The 17836-nt window shown below is 57.8% G+C and carries 15 protein-coding genes and 1 tRNA gene; 1 reads left to right on the plus strand and 15 read right to left on the minus strand.

Going from position 1 to position 17836, the window contains the following annotated elements:
• Nucleotides 1–5: 5 nt before the first annotated feature.
• Together CWI75_RS10005 and CWI75_RS10010 are read right to left on the minus strand one after the other, a co-directional pair.
• Nucleotides 6–935, minus strand: coding sequence for an electron transfer flavoprotein subunit alpha/FixB family protein (locus CWI75_RS10005; RefSeq protein WP_101521371.1), 930 nt, complete (start codon nucleotides 933–935; stop codon nucleotides 6–8).
• Nucleotides 932–1684: an electron transfer flavoprotein subunit beta/FixA family protein gene (locus CWI75_RS10010; RefSeq protein ID WP_101521372.1), complete on the minus strand. Its 753-nt coding sequence runs from the start codon at nucleotides 1682–1684 to the stop codon at nucleotides 932–934. Before CWI75_RS10010 ends, CWI75_RS10005 begins: the two co-directional genes overlap by 4 nt.
• 272 nt (nucleotides 1685–1956) lie before the next feature.
• Here CWI75_RS10010 and CWI75_RS10015 point away from each other — a divergent pair, with 272 nt between their 5' ends.
• Nucleotides 1957–3609: an electron transfer flavoprotein-ubiquinone oxidoreductase gene (locus CWI75_RS10015; protein WP_101521373.1), complete on the plus strand. Its 1653-nt coding sequence runs from the start codon at nucleotides 1957–1959 to the stop codon at nucleotides 3607–3609.
• Between the two features lie 83 nt (nucleotides 3610–3692).
• Here the strand turns inward: CWI75_RS10015 and CWI75_RS10020 are convergent, their stop codons facing one another.
• From CWI75_RS10020 to tmk, 13 genes are all read right to left on the minus strand, one after another.
• The gene (locus CWI75_RS10020) at nucleotides 3693–4226 is read right to left on the minus strand and encodes a DUF1285 domain-containing protein (RefSeq protein WP_101521374.1); all 534 of its coding nucleotides are present in this window, start codon (nucleotides 4224–4226) and stop codon (nucleotides 3693–3695) included.
• A gap of 100 nt (nucleotides 4227–4326) precedes the next feature.
• The gene (locus CWI75_RS10025; protein WP_101521375.1) at nucleotides 4327–5502 is read right to left on the minus strand and encodes a phosphoglycerate dehydrogenase; all 1176 of its coding nucleotides are present in this window, start codon (nucleotides 5500–5502) and stop codon (nucleotides 4327–4329) included.
• 10 nt (nucleotides 5503–5512) lie between these two features.
• Entirely contained in the window at nucleotides 5513–7426 is a 1914-nt protein-coding gene (locus CWI75_RS10030; protein ID WP_101521376.1) for a SurA N-terminal domain-containing protein, read from the minus strand.
• 81 nt (nucleotides 7427–7507) lie between these two features.
• Nucleotides 7508–7783: an HU family DNA-binding protein gene (locus tag CWI75_RS10035; protein WP_101521377.1), complete on the minus strand. Its 276-nt coding sequence runs from the start codon at nucleotides 7781–7783 to the stop codon at nucleotides 7508–7510.
• A gap of 212 nt (nucleotides 7784–7995) precedes the next feature.
• Nucleotides 7996–10407 (minus strand): endopeptidase La, encoded by a 2412-nt coding sequence (gene lon / locus CWI75_RS10040; protein ID WP_101521378.1) that lies wholly within the window; start codon nucleotides 10405–10407, stop codon nucleotides 7996–7998.
• A 120-nt stretch (nucleotides 10408–10527) separates the two neighbouring features.
• Nucleotides 10528–11823 carry an ATP-dependent Clp protease ATP-binding subunit ClpX gene (gene clpX / locus CWI75_RS10045; RefSeq protein WP_101521379.1) on the minus strand — a complete coding sequence of 432 codons (1296 nt, stop codon included), beginning with the start codon at nucleotides 11821–11823 and terminating at the stop codon, nucleotides 10528–10530.
• Nucleotides 11824–11939: 116 nt separating this feature from the next.
• Complete coding sequence (gene clpP, locus CWI75_RS10050; protein WP_101521380.1) at nucleotides 11940–12581, minus strand: ATP-dependent Clp endopeptidase proteolytic subunit ClpP; 642 nt, start codon at nucleotides 12579–12581, stop codon at nucleotides 11940–11942.
• Between the two features lie 60 nt (nucleotides 12582–12641).
• The gene (tig, locus tag CWI75_RS10055) at nucleotides 12642–13964 is read right to left on the minus strand and encodes a trigger factor (RefSeq protein WP_101521381.1); all 1323 of its coding nucleotides are present in this window, start codon (nucleotides 13962–13964) and stop codon (nucleotides 12642–12644) included.
• Nucleotides 13965–14050: 86 nt separating this feature from the next.
• A tRNA-Leu gene (locus tag CWI75_RS10060) sits at nucleotides 14051–14135 on the minus strand.
• A gap of 223 nt (nucleotides 14136–14358) precedes the next feature.
• A complete protein-coding gene (locus CWI75_RS10065) occupies nucleotides 14359–15444 on the minus strand; it encodes a beta-N-acetylglucosaminidase domain-containing protein (protein ID WP_162300047.1) in 1086 nt (361 codons plus the stop codon).
• Between the two features lie 357 nt (nucleotides 15445–15801).
• The gene (locus CWI75_RS10070; protein ID WP_101521383.1) at nucleotides 15802–16155 is read right to left on the minus strand and encodes a PilZ domain-containing protein; all 354 of its coding nucleotides are present in this window, start codon (nucleotides 16153–16155) and stop codon (nucleotides 15802–15804) included.
• The gene (gene holB, locus CWI75_RS10075) at nucleotides 16148–17158 is read right to left on the minus strand and encodes a DNA polymerase III subunit delta' (protein ID WP_101521384.1); all 1011 of its coding nucleotides are present in this window, start codon (nucleotides 17156–17158) and stop codon (nucleotides 16148–16150) included. The genes CWI75_RS10070 and holB overlap by 8 nt, the downstream gene beginning before the upstream one ends.
• Nucleotides 17155–17826, minus strand: a complete 672-nt coding sequence (gene tmk, locus CWI75_RS10080; protein ID WP_206604712.1) for a dTMP kinase — start codon at nucleotides 17824–17826, stop codon at nucleotides 17155–17157. Before tmk ends, holB begins: the two co-directional genes overlap by 4 nt.
• Between the last annotated feature and the right edge of the window lie 10 nt (nucleotides 17827–17836).

Here is a 17836-nt window from a genome sequence, read left to right on the forward strand (position 1 = left end):
TGTACTTACAGCTTTGCTTCAAGCTCGGGCAGCGCCTCGAACAGATCCGCAACCAGGCCGTAATCAGCTACCTGGAAAATCGGCGCATCTTCGTCCTTATTAATGGCAACGATGACTTTCGAGTCTTTCATGCCCGCCAGATGCTGGATCGCGCCGGAAATCCCAACGGCGATATAAAGGTCCGGGGCGACGATCTTGCCGGTTTGGCCCACTTGCATGTCGTTGGGCACAAAACCTGCGTCCACCGCCGCACGCGAAGCACCGATAGCAGCACCCAGCTTGTCTGCGATACCTTCGAGCAGCTTGAAATTCTCGCCATTCTGCATCCCCCGCCCGCCAGAGACGACTACCGGGGCTGCGGTGAGTTCCGGGCGGTCAGAGACTGCCACTTCCTCACTAATGAAAGTGGAAAGGCCGGAATCGTGTACCGCGGGAACGGCTTCAATAGTGGCGGAGCCACCTTCCGCAGCCACAGCGTCGAATGCCGTGGCACGCACGGTGATCACTTTCTTGGCGTCTGTGCTCTGCACCGTGGCGATCACGTTACCCGCGTAGATCGGGCGAGTGAAGGTATCGGCGGATTCCACGCTCAGGATTTCCGAGATCTGCGATACGTCCAGCAGCGCGGCGACCCGGGGCATGGTGTTCTTGCAATTGCTGGTAGCCGGCGCGACGATATTGTCAAAACCGGCGGCAACCTCTGCAATCAACAGGCTGACATTTTCAGCCAACTGATGTTCATAGGCCGGATTATCGGCAACCAGGACCCGGCTGACGCCGGCAACGGCCGCCGCCTGCTCGCCCACCGCGGCACAATTGGCGCCGGCAACCAGGATAGCGATCTCGGCACCCATTGCCTGCGCAGCTGCTACCGCATTGAGAGTGGCGGGCTTGAGGCTGCTGTTGTCGTGTTCTGCAATAACCAGTGTGCTCATGAGATTACCTTCGCCTCGTTCTTCAGTTTGTCTACCAACTGGGCAACGTCTTCAACCTTGATGCCCGCCTTGCGCTCGGCCGGCGGCTCAACCTTGAGCTGGGACACATGCGACGTTACGGAGACACCGAGATCTTCCGGAGTGTATACGTCCAACTGCTTCTTCTTGGCCTTCATGATATTCGGCAATGACGCGTAGCGCGGCTCATTCAGGCGCAGGTCTGTGGTGACGATTGCCGGCAGGCTCAAGCTGAGCGTTTGCAGGCCGCCATCGACCTCACGAATCACATTAAGTTTGTCACCTTCAACCTTGATTTCAGAGGCAAAAGTCCCCTGGGGCATATTGGCCAGGGCACCCAGCATCTGGCCGGTCTGGTTGTTGTCGCCGTCGATGGACTGCTTGCCCAGGATTACCAGCTGGGGCTCCTCCTTGTCGACCACGCCCTTCAGCAGCTTGGCGATAACGAGCGGCTCCAGGCGACCTTCGGCCTCAACATGGATACCGCGGTCGGCACCCAGTGCCAGGGCGGTACGGATCTGTTCCTGACAGGGCTTGGCGCCCACGGAAACGGCGATCACCTCAGTGGCAACTCCGGCTTCCTTGAGTCGTACCGCCTCTTCAACGGCGATTTCACAGAATGGGTTGATGGCCATTTTGACATTGTTCAGGTCAACGTCAGTGCCATCCCCTTTGGCACGGACCTTGACGTTATAGTCAACCACGCGCTTAACGGCAACAAGAACCTTCATAGGATTTCCAACATGTATGCTGAGGTGAATTTAAGGGGATCGACCTGCAGCACGCAGGCCACCCCGTTTTGTATCGGGCGGCTATGTTGCCGCCAAAGCGGTGGCAGGTCAATAGCGCCAGATGACAGCGAATTAAACCCCAGCGAACATAAAGGCTATACTTGTCATTCACCGCGTTGATAGTTTTTAAGTCCCAAAAATTATATAATTACTGTCTTTAACGACTCGAAACGCCGTTTTCGGTTGCCCACCTGCAACGAGAGGAACAGTCCGTGGAACGTGAATCAATGGAATTTGACGTAGTGATAGTTGGTGCAGGCCCCTCGGGCCTGTCCGCCGCCTGTCGCATTATGCAACTGGCCCAGGAGCAGGAGCGCGAAATCACTGTCTGTGTCGTTGAGAAGGGTTCCGAAGTCGGTGCACATATCCTGTCCGGCGCCGTACTGGAGCCACGGGCCCTTAACGAACTGTTTCCCTCCTGGTCGGAAATGGGCGCGCCAGTGGCCACCGCGGTTACCGAAGACCGGTTTTTCTTCTACACCGGCGCCAAAAGTGCCATAAAACTGCCCAACTTTTTAATTCCCAAGCCCACCCATAATGACGGGAATTACATTGTCTCAATGGGTAATGTCTGTCGCTGGCTCGCAGAACAGGCCGAAAACCTGGGTGTGGAAGTCTACCCCGGGTTTGCCGCGGCTGAGGTCCTCTATCACGCTGACGGCAGCGTCAAGGGTATTGCCACCGGCGATATGGGAGTCAGTGCCAGCGGCGAACACAAGGCCAGTTACACTCCCGGCATGGAACTGCACGCCAAGTACACCCTGTTTGCCGAGGGCGTCCGGGGCCACCTTGGCAAACAACTGATCAGCAAGTTCGACCTGAATGCCGGCAAGGATCCCCAGCATTATGGGATCGGGATCAAGGAAATATGGGAAATACCCGCGGACAAACACCAGCCGGGGCTGGTTGTACACGGCCTCGGCTGGCCGCTCCAGGAAAGCAACGCCAGCGGCGGTGCCTTCCTTTACCACGCCGAAAACAACCAGGTGTATCTGGGCCTGATTACGGACCTCAATTACAGCAACCCGCACCTGGATCCCTTTGCAGAGTTTCAGCGCTGGAAAAAACACCCGCAAACCCTGAAATATCTCGAGGGAGGCTCGCGGTTGAGCTACGGTGCCCGTGCCATTGCCAAGGGTGGCTACAACTCATTGCCGAAAATGCATTTCCCCGGTGGCCTGCTGATCGGCTGTGATGCCGGTACCCTCAACAGTGTCAAGATCAAGGGCAATCACACGGCCATGAAGAGCGGCATGCTGGCTGCCGAGGCGGTCGTTGAGGCACTGGCAAAGGGCGAGTCGGCACCCGCTGACCTGTCGACCTATGCCGACAAGGTGGCCGGTTCCTGGCTGCAGGATGAACTGTATACCACCCGTAACTTCAGCGGCTTCATGCACAAGTTCGGTTTCCTGCTGGGCTCCGCCATGGTCTGGGTCGACCAGACCATCTTCCGCGGCAGGCTGCCCTTTACCCTCAATGATCGGATGCCGGATTACGCCGCGTTGAAACCGGCGGCAGAGTGTAAAAAGCCGGTGTATCCAAAGCCGGACAATACGATCACCTTTGATCGCCTGTCCTCGGTGTTTCTGTCCAATACCAATCACGAGGAAGACCAGCCCTGCCACCTGACCCTTATTGATCCGAACATACCCATTGAGCATAACCTGCCGCTATACGATGAACCCGCCCAGCGCTATTGCCCGGCCGGTGTTTACGAAGTAGTGGAGGACGCCCAGGGACAGCGTTTCCAGATCAACGCGCAGAACTGCGTTCACTGCAAAACCTGTGACATCAAGGATCCGTCACAGAACATCGTCTGGGTAACACCGGAAGGCTTTGGCGGTCCCACTTACCCGAATATGTAGTACCAAGAAGAGGTACCAAGAAGAGGTACCAAAACAGGTACCAAACCAGCACCGCCGCGAACCCGTGGCGGTGCTGCGCTCAGTTACTGCAGAGGGAACCACTCGTCGCCGCTACGGACTTGTGCCCGCCCGTCCACGTCTTCCGCGCTGTCCACCAGGCGATACCAGGCCGCCCGCGACAATATCGCGGTCAGGCCATGGTCGAGCCTGACTGCGGCTACCTCACCCACAGCGGGCTCCAGAAACAGGGGATGCGCGGCGTCGATCACCACCTCACGACCGGTGTTGAGCCGTGCCCGGAGCAGATGGCGACCGCCCTCCTCCTCAGCGTCAATCTCAGTGACAACAAGAGGGTGCAGCTCCACCTGGATACGCCATTTTTCCGCCGGCGTCACCAGGTAGTAATCACCGTCCGCTTCGCGCCGCAAAAGACTGGCAAACAGGCGTACCAGCGCGGGCCTCACAATCGGCCTGCCCTCGTGGTACCAGGTGCCGTCCGCGGCAATACGAATATCAATATCCCCGGACAGGGGAGGATGCCAGAGATGCAGGGGCGGGGTATCGAAGTTTCGGCCCTTGCGGGCCTGCTGCTCAATAGCGGCGAGTTTATCGGTCATCAGTCGTTGCCTTCTGCCAAAGTCACGCGACCTGTGCCAGGCCACACTCTATCCCCAGCTTACGGCTACAAACACCTGGCGGATTAGTACTCAGCCGTGCTCAGGCAATATGACGTACGTTGATAACACCGTCCAGGGCCTGCATCTTTGCCAGGCTATCCGCCGTCGGGGCGCGATCAATATCAATCAGGTTATAGGCGAGTTCATCGCGGCTTTTGTTGAGCATATCAACCACGTTGATATCCAGCTCCGCGAGTATCGCCAGCACACTACCCAGTATTCTGGGCACGTTGGAGTTGGTGATGGCAAGTCGGCAGGTACCGGCACGCTCCAGTTGCAGTGTGGGGAAGTTCACTGCATTGCGGATATTGCCGTTTTCCAGGAAGTCCCGCAGTTGATCCGCCGCCATGATCGCGCAATTGTCTTCCGCCTCGTCGGTGCTGGCACCAATATGCGGCATCAGGATCACATCCTTGCGTCCTATCAACGCCGGGCTGGGAAAATCGGCAATATACTTGCGCAGGCCGCCACGTTCCAGAGCGGCGAGCAAAGCGTCCTCGTCTACAATTTCCTGGCGGGCAAAGTTGAGCAGGCAGCTATCTGCGGGCATGGCCTGCAGCAGCTCGGCGCTCACCAGTCCGCGAGTGGATTCCAGGGCGGGAAGATGCAGGGTCACGTAATCGCTGCGGGCAAAAACCATCGACAGGGTATCGGCCTTGCGCACCTGGCTTGACAGCCGCCAGGCCGCATCGACCGACAGCGCGGGATCGTAACCGATAACATCCATACCCAGGGTAAGGGCCATATCGGCAACGAGAGAGCCTATCGCGCCAAGGCCAACCACGCCCAGCGTCTTGCCCTGCAATTCGTTACCTTTGAAACGCTTCTTGTTGGCTTCCAGCGCCTGGTTGAGTGCCGCTGCATCGCTGATACCGCGAAGCCCCGCCACATAATCCACGCCGTCGATAATACCGCGGGAACCCAGCAACAGCCCTGCAGCCACCAGCTCCTTGACTGCATTGGCGTTGGCACCCGGGGAATTGAATACCGGAATGCCACGCTGGGTACACGCATCCACCGGGATATTGTTGGTCCCCGCACCCGCACGAGCTATTGCAAGCACTGAATCAGCGATGTCAGCGGCACCCAGTTTATGGCTGCGCAGCAGGATCGCATCGGGATTGGTGAACTCGCTGGCGATTTCATAGCGCTCGCGTGGCAGGCGCTCCAGCCCGCGCACGGAAATCTGGTTAAGTGTAAGGATCCGTTTGGCCATGATGTCCCTGTCAGAATACGGTGATGTCGGCGTCGGCGAGCAGGCCCTGTTGATGTTCAACCTGCACTATTGCGCCGTACTCTTCGCTAATACGTTGAGCCAGGCCACGCTGCTCCTCGCGGGAAAGACGGGCGAGGTCGCCGGGGGTGACGCGCAGCAATTGCACTACCCGGGCATCGCCACCGGGCTCTACCACGTAATCAACAACAGGCTCCGTAGCGGGTGCTGCCAGCGCAAAAGCGCGCTGTAACACCGCTCTCGGCACCATCCGGCTATCGCGACGGGCGCCCAGCTCCACCTGCCATTCGTAACCGAGACGTGTTGCCAGGGCCTCGACACCTTCACCCGATCCGATTGCCTCCATCGCCTGTTCTGCTGCCGCAGCGAGCTCTTCCCTGGCGCGCTGTTCGATAATGGCGGCTGCTATGTCCTCGCGCACCGCTTCCAGCTCCTGCACCGCAGCGGGGTTATAGCGGTGCAGGTGCACCGCCACGAAACGATTGTCGGGCAATTCCAGGACTTCGCTGTTGTGGCCGCGTTCAAGCACATCCTCGGAAAACGCTGCCCGCAGCACCTGGGGATTGGACAAAGGTCCGGTGGGCTGGTCTCGCAACAAGGGTTCACTGCGCTTGATCTCAAGACCCAGCTCCTCGGCGGGCCGGGCCAGGCTATCCGCGGTAAACGCCAGGTCGCGCAGTTTTTCCACGGTACTCAACAATGCCAGCTTCGCCTGGCGCTCCTGTACCCGTTGTTCCAGCTCGGGCCTGAGTTGTGCAAGGCTGGGAGCACCGGCTTCGCGACGCTCGGTCACTTTCAGTATGTGAATACCGGCCTCAGTCTTCACCGGAGCTGATACTGCATCTACTTCCAGTGCCGCGATCGCCTCTTCCATTTCGTCCGGAAACGCGTCACCGGCGGTGAAGCCCAAATCACCGCCGCTGCCCGCCGAACCGATGTCGTCCGATAGCTCCGCGGCCACCTCGGCAAAATCCCTGCCTGCGGCAAGCTCGGCCTGCACCCTGGCAACACGTTCGGCAAGCGCCTCGTCGGACTCGCCACTGCGCTGCTCAAGCAGGATGTGGGAGACACGGTTCTCATCCTGGTACTGGTAACTTTGTGCTTCTATCCGGTATTCCTCTTCAATCGCCGCTTCTGCCACCGGCTCGCGAAAGTCATCAAGAGACAGCTCGACATAGTTCAGCTCCACGGATTCAGGTGTCATGAACATAGACTGGTTGTCGGCATAGAACGCCTCAATTGCCGATTCATCAACAACCGCATCATCGCGGAATCGCGCCAGTGGAATAGTCAGGTAGCGGATATCTCGTTGTTCGGCGAGTATCCTGGCGTTCAGGGCCAGCTCAGCCGGGGTTGCAAAATCGCTTCCCGACAGCCCGGCCTGCAACTGGGAAAGGATGAGGTCATCTTTAAGCGCCCGCTTGAAGGTGCCGGGCGTATAACCCGCCGATGCCAGAAGGCCCTTGTACATGTCCGGCGCAAAGCGACCGTCAACCTGGAACTGCTCCATGCCACTGATCATGACTCCCAGCTCCCGTTCGGACACGGTGAGTCCCAATCGGGTGGCAGCCTGCATCAGCAATTTACGATTGATGATACTCTCGAGCGCAGCGCTATTGAGCCGCTGCTCGTCGAGCATGGCGGGATCAAGGTTCTCTCCCATCATGGAAATTATCTGGCGTCGCTGGGTGTCCACCACCTGTTGCAACTCTATCGGCGTGACAGGTTCGCCATTGACTTCGGCGACGCTGTTGCTATTGCCGCCAACCAGAATTGACTCGATACCAAAGAGCGCAAACGAAAGCACGATTACACCAATGATTACCTTGGCGGTCGTACCACGGGTGCTTTTACGTATGTCCTGGAGCATGGGTTTTATCCAATCGATATCAATAAAAAAGCGCACCTTGTGTGCGCCTTTCGTTTGATGGTTACTCAGTCACTGACAGAACCTTGCATTCTGTACTGACCGCGTTGGTAACAACGCTCAGGAGTTGACAGCGTCCTTCAATGCTTTGCCCGCTTTGAAACCGGGAACATTGGAGGCGCTGATCTGGATCGTTTTACCGGTTTGAGGGTTACGCCCTTCACGCGCGGCACGGTGCTTGACCGCAAATGTGCCGAAACCAACCAGAGTTACCTGGTCACCCTTGGCAAGGGCTTCGGTAATGCTATTGACCACGGCGTCGAGTGCACGTCCGGCCGACGCTTTCGGTAGGTCAGCAGATGCAGCAATGGCGTCGATAAGTTCTGTTTTATTCACGTGTATCCCCTTGAAGTGTTATTTGGCAAAGCGTCGTTGTTACGCACCGCAGGTGTTTGCGGCTGCGATTGGAGCCCTTGCTGGCAGCTCCGGAAGTCCACCCGGTCTGGATCAGCCGATGGTGGAAGGTTCATGAAAACCACCGCAGGCACTGGGTTCGAGCGAAAGACTTTATACCAGTGCCCGGATAGCGGTCAACCGCACTGCCTGCTTTAATGCGTATTAATCCTGTTTTTTTCAGCCTGCTCAGCCTCTTTGCCCGCTCCCGGTGCCGGCGCAAGATACTCTTCGTCGGTGAGCGGCTCCGGCATATGTTCAAGTGCAATTGCCAATACTTCATCAATCCACTTCACTGGCCGCAGTTCGAGGTCCCGCTTGATGTTGTCTGGCACTTCTCTCAGGTCGCGCTCATTCTCTTTTGGAATGATCACCGTCTTGATGCCGCCGCGACGTGCTGCCAGTAATTTTTCCTTCAGGCCACCGATGGGCAATACCTCACCACGCAGGGTAATTTCACCCGTCATGGCAACATCCGCTCGTACGGGGATACCCGTGCAGACCGACACCAGCGCAGTACACATGCCAATGCCGGCACTGGGACCGTCCTTGGGCGTGGCACCTTCCGGAACGTGGATGTGGACGTCGTGTTTTTCATGCCACGATGCTGCGATACCCAGCATTTGCGAACGGCTGCGCATTACCGTGGTTGCCGCCTGAATTGATTCCTGCATGACATCACCGAGTGACCCGGTTTTGACGTAACGCCCCTTCCCGTCGACCGCAGCCGCCTCAATGGTAAGCAATTCGCCGCCGACGGACGTCCAGGCAAGGCCAGTTACCTGCCCTACCTGGTTCTGTTCTTCGGCAATGCCATAGTTGAACTTGCGCACGCCAAGCAGGTCGGCAAGCATCTCGGAAGTAATTTCCACCGTGCCGCTCGCCTCTTCAAGCGCGTAACGCTTGACCATCTTGCGACAGACCTTGGCGATCTCGCGCTCCAGCGAGCGCACTCCGGCTTCACGAGTGTAGTAACGGATAATATCGGTAATTGCTTGTTCACCAATCTCGATCTCACCTTTGGTAAGACCGTTCTGGCGCAACTGCTTGGGCACCAGGTAGCGGAGCGCTATGTTGACCTTTTCGTCTTCGGTGTAGCCGGGAATACGGATGACCTCCATGCGGTCAAGCAACGGGCCGGGGATGTTCATCGTATTGGAGGTGCACACGAACATCACATCAGAGAGGTCGTAATCCACTTCCAGATAATGATCGTTGAAGGCATGATTCTGCTCGGGGTCCAGCACTTCCAGCATGGCCGAGGAGGGATCACCGCGATTATCCATGCCCATTTTGTCGACTTCATCGAGCAGGAACAGTGGATTGCGCACACCGGCCTTGGCCATTTTCTGCAACAGCTTGCCCGGCATGGAACCGATATAGGTGCGGCGATGGCCGCGAATTTCAGCCTCGTCGCGAACGCCACCCAGGGCCATGCGCACGAACTTGCGATTGGTCGCCCTGGCCAGGGATTCGCCCAGCGAGGTTTTACCCACACCAGGAGGACCGACCAGGCACAATACCGGACCCTTTATCTTGCGCACTCTTTTTTGTACGGCGAGGTATTCGAGAATACGTTCCTTCACCTCTTCAAGACCGTAATGATCTTCGTCGAGAATGGCGGAGGCGCGCTTGAGATCGTGTTTTACCTTACTGCGTTTGGCCCACGGAACAGAAACCATCCATTCAATATAGCTGCGCACGACGGAGGCTTCAGCTGACATCGGCGACATCATCTTCAGCTTGTTCAGCTCGGACATGGTTTTGGTGCGCGCCTCGTCCGGCATCTTGGCTTCTTCGACACGCGCCTGCAGGTCATCCAGTTCGCTGGGTGCATCGTCCATGTCACCGAGTTCGCGCTGGATGGCTTTCATCTGCTCATTCAGGTAGTACTCGCGCTGGCTCTTCTCCATCTGCTTCTTGACCCGGCCACGGATGCGTTTCTCTACCTGGAACAGGTCGATTTCCGCTTCCATAAGCCCCATCAGATGGTCGATACGCGCCCGCACCTGGGAGATTTCCAGGATTTTCTGCTTTTCCTCAAGATCCACGCTCATGTGGGCGGCAATGGTATCCGCGAGACGACCCGGCTCATCGATGCCGGACAGCGAGGTAAGCACCTCGGCAGGTACTTTCTTGCTCAGATTGACGTATTTCTCGAACTGGCTCACGGTGGAGCGCAACAGGCCCTGGGCCTCATCGTCGGGAATGTCCTCGGCTTCGAGCTCGCGGACCCCGGCGACGGCAAAGCGCCCTTCGTCGTCAATGTTGTCAATGACTGCGCGGTAGCTGCCTTCTACCAGGACCTTGATGGTGCCGTCGGGCAGCTTAAGCAACTGCAGGATATTCGACACCGTGCCGACCTGGTAGACATCGTCGACGCCGGGATTATCGTCAGCGGCATTGCGCTGGGCAACCAGCAGTACCTGCTTGCCGCCTTCCATGGCATCTTCGAGCGCTTCGACGGATTTTTCGCGACCGACAAACAGGGGCAGCACCATGTGCGGGTAGACAACAACGTCACGCAATGGCAGCAGGGGAAGTTCTGTAATAGAAGAGGAACCCATAATTATCTCCGGGTTGTGGATATATTCAACCTCAGGCTTATGTGGGGACAGTTCCACATAAAGCAAGCACGGTGTTCGGTAAAGACCACCGTGCTCACCGGGAAGACAGCAGGCGCGGCGCTAGTCTTCTGTTGCCGCTACCCGGGGAGGCTCGTGGTTCTGGTATACCAGCAAGGGCTCTGAGTCGCCGCGAATGACCGACTCATCAATCACCACCTTGCTGACGTCATCCCGCGACGGGATGTTATACATTGAATCAAGCAGCACGCCCTCAAGGATCGAGCGCAGGCCACGGGCGCCGGTCTTGCGCTCCATGGCCTTGTCGGCAATGGCACGCAGGCCGTCTTCCCGAAAATCGATCTCCACCCCTTCCATTTCAAACAGTTTGCTGTACTGCTTGGTCAGGGCGTTGCGAGGCTCGGTAAGGATCTGCACCAGAGCGTCGATATCGAGCTCTTCAAGCGTTGCAATAACCGGCAGGCGACCGACAAACTCGGGAATAAGGCCGTACTGGACCAGATCTTCGGGCTCCAGATCAAACAACAGCTCACCGACGTTGCGTTTTTCGTCCTTGCTCTTGACCTCGGCGCTGAAACCGATGCCGCCCTTCTCCGAACGATTGCGAATGACTTTTTCCAGGCCCGCGAAAGCGCCGCCACAGATAAACAGGATATTGGAAGTGTCTACCTGGAGGAATTCCTGCTGGGGATGTTTGCGTCCACCCTGGGGGGGCACGGATGCAACGGTCCCCTCAATCAGTTTCAGGAGCGCCTGTTGCACACCCTCCCCTGAGACATCGCGGGTAATGGAGGGGTTGTCGGACTTGCGCGAAATCTTGTCAATTTCGTCGATATAGACAATCCCGACCTGTGCCTTCTCAACATCGTAATCACACTTCTGCAACAGCTTCTGGATGATGTTTTCGACATCCTCACCTACGTAACCCGCCTCAGTAAGCGTGGTAGCGTCGGCAATGGTAAAGGGAACATCAAGCAGTCGGGCCAGGGTTTCCGCCAGCAGCGTCTTGCCGCTGCCAGTGGGGCCCACCAACAGGATATTACTCTTGCCGAGTTCAACATCATCGGCGCGGGCAACGCCCTGGCTATGGCGCAGCCGCTTGTAATGGTTGTACACCGCTACCGACAGCACTTTTTTAGCGCGCTGCTGGCCGATGACATATTCGTCGAGAATCGTCTTGATTTCGAGCGGCGTGGGCAGATGATCGCCCTTGGCATCGTTGCTGTTTTCCTGCACCTCTTCGCGGATGATGTCATTGCAGAGATCAACACACTCGTCGCAAATGAATACCGACGGACCGGCAATCAGTTTGCGAACTTCGTGCTGGCTCTTGCCGCAAAATGAGCAATACAGCAACTTGCCGCCGTCGTCGCCTGATTTTGTGGTGTCTTTAGTCATGCTTCATCCTGTGCCGTGAAATTACTCTAACTGTATCATCTGTCTTTAAAGATGATGTTTTTTGCGGGTTTTTGCAAGTCCGGAGACATGTACACCCCGGAAGGCGGCGGGCCGGCCTATTTTACGGTGGCGACACGGCGATCGATAACCGCGTCCACCAGCCCGTATTCCTTGCTTTGTTCGGCGTTCATGAAGCGATCACGCTCGGTGTCGCGTTCAATGGTCTCAAGGGTCTGACCAGTATGCTCCGCCATTAGTTCATTGAGACGACGGCGGATGATCAGGATCTCGCGAGCGTGGATATCAATATCGGAGGCCTGGCCATGAGCACCCCCGCTGGGCTGGTGAATCATGGTACGGGCGTTGGGCAGGCAATGGCGCTTGCCGGCTGCGCCGCCGGCGAGCAGGAATGCGCCCATGGAGGCAGCCTGGCCGATGCACATGGTGCTCACGTCGGGCTTGATGAACTGCATGGTGTCATAAATGGACAGCCCTGCCGTTACCGAACCACCCGGGGAGTTGATGTACAGGTGAATGTCTTTGTCGGGATTCTCGGATTCCAGAAACAGCAGCTGGGCAACGATCAGGTTGGCCATGTGGTCCTCCACCTGGCCAACCACAAAAATCACCCTTTCCTTGAGCAGGCGAGAATAAATGTCATAGGACCGTTCACCGCGCGCGGTCTGCTCAACCACCATCGGAACCAGGCCGAGGTTGTTGATGGTGCTGCTGTTACGGCCGTTTTCAGGGTTCCACATGGCGTCACTTCCCTTACAAAATGATAGTGATGGGCGACGCACAGTGCGCCGACCATTTGATCAACCCTGCGCTTGCGCCTGGTTGATGGCTTCCTGGTAACTGCAGGCCTCTTCGTGAACAGTTGCGTTCTCGAGGAGTTTTTCCACAATCGTATCTTCCAGCACCTTGGACTCCACCGAAGCCAGCTGCTCGGGGTTGCCGTAGTACCAATTGATCACTTCTTCGGAATCCTCGTAGGTTGCGGCCATTTCTTCAATGGTCTCACGTACCCGGGCAGGATCAGCCTTAAGTTCGTATTTGGAGATCATTTCCGACAATATCAACCCCAGCTTCACCCGACGTTCCGCATTGTCCTTGAACATCTCATCCGGCAGCAGCGACTTCAGGTCAAGCCCTTCCGGCGCCGCACCGCCGAATTGCTGGAACATCTGCTTGCGCAACACGTCAGCTTCCTGGGCGACAAGGGCCTTGGGCACCTCGAGTTCCCGGTGCGCTTCCACTACCGCGTCCATGACCTGTTGCTTAACCTTGTTTGTTACGGCGTTTTTGAGCTCGCGGGTCATATTTTCCGCAACTTCCTTGCGGAACTGCTCTTCTCCACCTTCGTCTACGCCATAAAGCTTGAACAGCGCTTCATCGAGGGGCGCGAGAGTCAGGGACTTGACGCTGTTCACTTTTATCGCGAAGTTGACGGTTGCACCGCGCAGCTCTTCGTTCTGGTAATCTTCCGGAAAGGTCAGCTCGAGGTTTTTCTCATCGCCAGCCTTCATGCCCACAATACCGTCTTCAAAACCGGGAATCATCCTGCCGGAGCCTAGCTCGAGGTCAGAATCCTCGGCGCTGCCACCTTCAAAGGGCTCGCCGTCGCGGGTACCGGTGTAATTGATATTGACCTTGTCGCCCATCTCCGCGGGCCGTTCAACCTCATCCCAACTGCCTTGCTGCTTACGGAACACCTCGATAATGTTGTCGACGTCGGCGTCGGTCACTTCGGCTACCGGACGGGTAACTTCAAAGCCGCTCATTTCGGCCACTTCAATTTCCGGAAACACCTCAAAGGTGGCTACATATTCAAGATCCTTGCCGGCGTCCAGGGTTCTTGGCTCAATATTCGGCTGGCCTGCGGGACGCATCTTTTCCTGCACTACAGCTTCCTGGAATGAACGGCTGACGACCTCTCCCACGACTTCCTGGCGGATACCCGGACCAAAGCGCTGGCGCATCACGTTCATAGGCACCTTGCCGGGACGAAAACCCGGCAAACGAACATTCTGGGCGGCTTTCTTCAGCCGGGAATCGACCTCACTGTCAACACGCACCGCGGGAACGACAACGTTAAGACGACGCTCCAGGCCTGAAGTCGTTTCAATGGACACCTGCATGGTTTTTCCTCACATTCCAATCGATAGCGGGCGCTTGAACGCCCTGTAATTAGGAGTGACGCTTCTGTTGAAACGCCACAACAAGTTGGTGCGGAAGGAGAGACTCGAACTCTCACGCCTTGCGGCACTGGAACCTAAATCCAGCGCGTATACCAATTTCGCCACTTCCGCGTATTCCTGTTGCTGCTCAATGCAGCGGCCCCGGCACCCTCGACCAATCCCGAAAAAATGCCGTAAGCTTTTGATTCTTTGGGGTTAAACGCTTTTTACGGCGCTGGGCTGAAGCATTCACAAGGGCGCAGATTCTGCCACAAACACCGCCTCGGCACAACTGCAAACCCATGGAACACGGGGGCTGGCAGCAAGACACCGAGGCTTTTGCCGAGTGGCCCCGTCAATCGGTCAGGCAAGCGGGGTCAAAATCGTCATCGCCGCGCAACCAACCCACGACTTCCGCGGCTGCAGGGTTGTTCAGGGCCGCGTATTCGGCTTGCAGTGACTGTCTGCGGGCCACGCCGAGCCCGTGGAGACCGATATCCCGAAATAATACGCTGTCGCGCAGCAGCAGTCGCCAGGTCGACTCACCCAGTGTTGCTTGCAGCCATGGCACCTTCTGTGTCGCCGCTGCGCCCGAATACAGCGCCGCAAGCCCGGTCAGTGCCGGCAGTGAGCACCGGGCCTGGATCATGGGATTGCAGAAATGACCATGCACTATGTCTGCGGGGGCCTGCTCCCGGCCCTGAAGGGGGTCCAGGAACAGGTGCTTGCTGCGTACCGCGCCGTCGTTCACCGGATAGTTGTCCCACAGTACCAGGGGCCGCTTGAATTCAGCCCGGGCGCGCTGCAGGTCCGCAATGCTGACGCTGTCCGGGCAGACCCGGTTGCCGGTCCAGAAAATATCGACTTCCGGCGCCAGCAAGTGCCCGAGTTGCGCCCAGTAATTTTCCGGCCTGCGACCAAAAAACCGCTCCAGCACCGGATCAAAGGAATAGTAGGTAGGACAGACAATGATCCGTTCGGCGACTGTCCAGGCGCAGATGTCGGCGACAATCTCTGCCTGACGACCCGCCAGATCCGCCTGGTCCCCTGGCATGTCATCGAACAGAATCGCCAGCAGCGGTGCTCCGAGGCCGTTAAGCTGGTCGATCCTGGCCCACAAATGATCGCGCTGGCGAGGTCCATATTCGGCATACAGGGCAAAAGGTGACAAACCAATACCGAAGCTGATGCCGAGCCGGGCAAAATGTTGCGCCAGTTCCTGCAGCCCCAGCCATTCCTCCCGCGGCCAATGCCGCTGCCACTGCCGGCGCAGCCACGGATCTGCCTTGGGCGCATAAATATAACTGTTGAGACCCAGCTGGCTGAGATAATCGGCATAGTCCATGCGCACCTGGTGGCTCCAGGGGCGACCATAGAATCCTTCTATAACGCCGCTAAGAAAGGTCGGGGCTGCCGGTTCCCGCGCAGTCGGAATCACCACAGTTGCAATCCCTGGCACAGCGGACAAACCCGGAGGCAGAACGGCTGAATCACTGGAGCGGTCATAGGGCATTCCTTGCGTAAAGCGGTCGCGTCATTCCTGAAGGAAATAAAAACCAATTCCTTATCGCTAAAAAACCTAAAACTGATTGCATATGACGGTGGCAAAATACCCAGCATGAGCAATACTTCAAGAGCGGTTGCTTATCCCCCTCGCAACATCAGGCAACCGCCAGGGCATCCCCCAATGCCCTGCAAAGGAAGCAATTCCTTTGAGTTTCACTCCTAATGGTCTTTTTGGGCCCCGCACGGGGCCCTTTTTTTGTCCGGATGCCCTGTCCGGAGACGGCCTGGCGTGTTACATCGTGTGGGTCGGGCGATCCGAGGTAAGGGAGCCGGCCAGATGGTTTTCTATTTTGCTGTTGGCGGTCGCATCCTGCTCGCTGAACTGGACGCCGATTCCTGCAGTCCGGTTACCCTGCGCACCCCGGGGCGTCACCCACACGACCTTGCCCGCAATGGGGATCTTCTCCGATTCATCCATTAGCGTGAGCAACATGAATACTTCATCACCCACGGAATAGCTTTTGTTGGTGGGCACAAACAGGCCACCGTGGTTAAGGAAGGGCATATAAGCCGAATAGAGTACAGCCTTGTCCTTGATCGTCAGTGACAGAATGCCATTGCGGCCGCCTGCAGCAGTATCAGTCATAGATTACTCTCCCAGAGAAGGGCTTCATGGTAGCACCGCCAGTCGCACTCCCCAAACAGTTCTGAAGGTCGATAAAAATGGATTCCAGCACCAGTTGCGGGTTCGGGTTGGAACCGGCATCGGCAGCCCGCTGCAGTACACACAGCCGGTCGAGCAAGCCAAACACGGGCCGCGCTGCGTTGCGCAGAGTCGCACCATCCTGCAAGCACAGCCATTGCTGCAGAAATTCAGCCACCTCGGCCAGTGCGGCCGGCAATTCCAGCTGCCCGAACAGCGGCGCCACCCTGGCTACCTGCGGCTGCCCTGCAGCGAGTGCCGCCAGCCCGGCTCGCCTCGCCTCAAGCGGCTCCACACCACAGTCATGAAACAAGCGCTCCGCGCGCAAGGGCTTGCCCGCCGCGAGCTGCAACAACCTGGCACTGGCAGTCCTGTCGCCGGACAGGTGATCCAGCCAAGGCAGACAGAACTCCCTGTCCGGCAGGGGTAATGGAAACTGCTGGCAGCGCGAACGCACGGTCGCGGGAAGGCCCTGCAGCCGATCACATACCAGCACGATGTGCGTGTTGGACGACGGCTCCTCAAGACACTTCAGCAGTGCGTTGGCAGCCGCCACGGTCATGCTCTCGGCGGGCGCCAGCACCAGCACCTTGCGCTTGCCAAAGCCGGCGGTGCGAAAAGCGAACGCTACCGCATCCCGTATCTGCTCAATCTTGATAACACGGCTCTTGCCTTCGGGTTGCAACCAGCGAAAATCCCCGTGACTACCGGCTCGGCTGTACTGACAGCCGGAGCAGTGGCCACAGTTGTGGCCGGCTTGCGGCGCATGGCACAACAGCAGACGCGCCAGTGCCAGGGCCAGACGGTTCTTGCCGATTTCCGCCGGGCCACTCAACAACAGTGCATGGGGCAACTGACCGGCGGCCAGCTGCTCCTGCAGCCGCGCCCACGGGACAGACTGCCAGGGCAAGGGCGGGCTTATGGCCGGCAGCTCTGTCAGATTCATTGCCGCGGTGCCCCTCGTTGAGGCAATTCCCGGTGCCGTGGAGCCCAACAAGCGAACAGTTCCTCACAAATCACCAGCAACTGTCGCTGTACCTCGGCAAGCGGTTCGCTGGCATCAACCAGGTGGTAGCGACCACTGCTCTCTTTCGCCAGTTGCAGGTAGGTATCGCGCACTCGCTGGTAAAAATCCAGCGCCTCCTGCTCAAAACGGTCCAGCTCTCCCCTGCCCCGGGCACGCTCCAGGCCGATACTGACCGGCGCGTCCAGCAGCAGGGTGTAATCCGGACGCAGCTCTCCCTGAACAAGGTTCTCAAGCGCACGCACTACTGCAGCATCAATGCCGCGACCACCGCTCTGATAGGCATAACTGGCATCGGTGAAGCGATCACAGAGCACCCACTGGCCTGCTTCAAGGGCCGGGAGAATTACCTGCTGCAGATGCTGGGCGCGAGCGGCGAACAACAGCAGCAGCTCGGCCATCGGCGCCACCGGCTCCGGCCGAACCCTGAGCAGGGCATTGCGCACGTCCTCGCCCAGCCCGGTGCCACCCGGCTCACGGGTGACTACCAGATCGACTCCCCGGGCTCGCAGATAGTCGCTGATGCAGGCAATATTAGTGGACTTACCCATGCCCTCCCCGCCTTCAACGGTAATGAATAATCCGCGCATTGACTGCATG

The organism is Kineobactrum sediminis (assembly GCF_002868715.1).
Classification (GTDB): Bacteria; Pseudomonadota; Gammaproteobacteria; order Pseudomonadales; family Halieaceae; genus Kineobactrum; species Kineobactrum sediminis.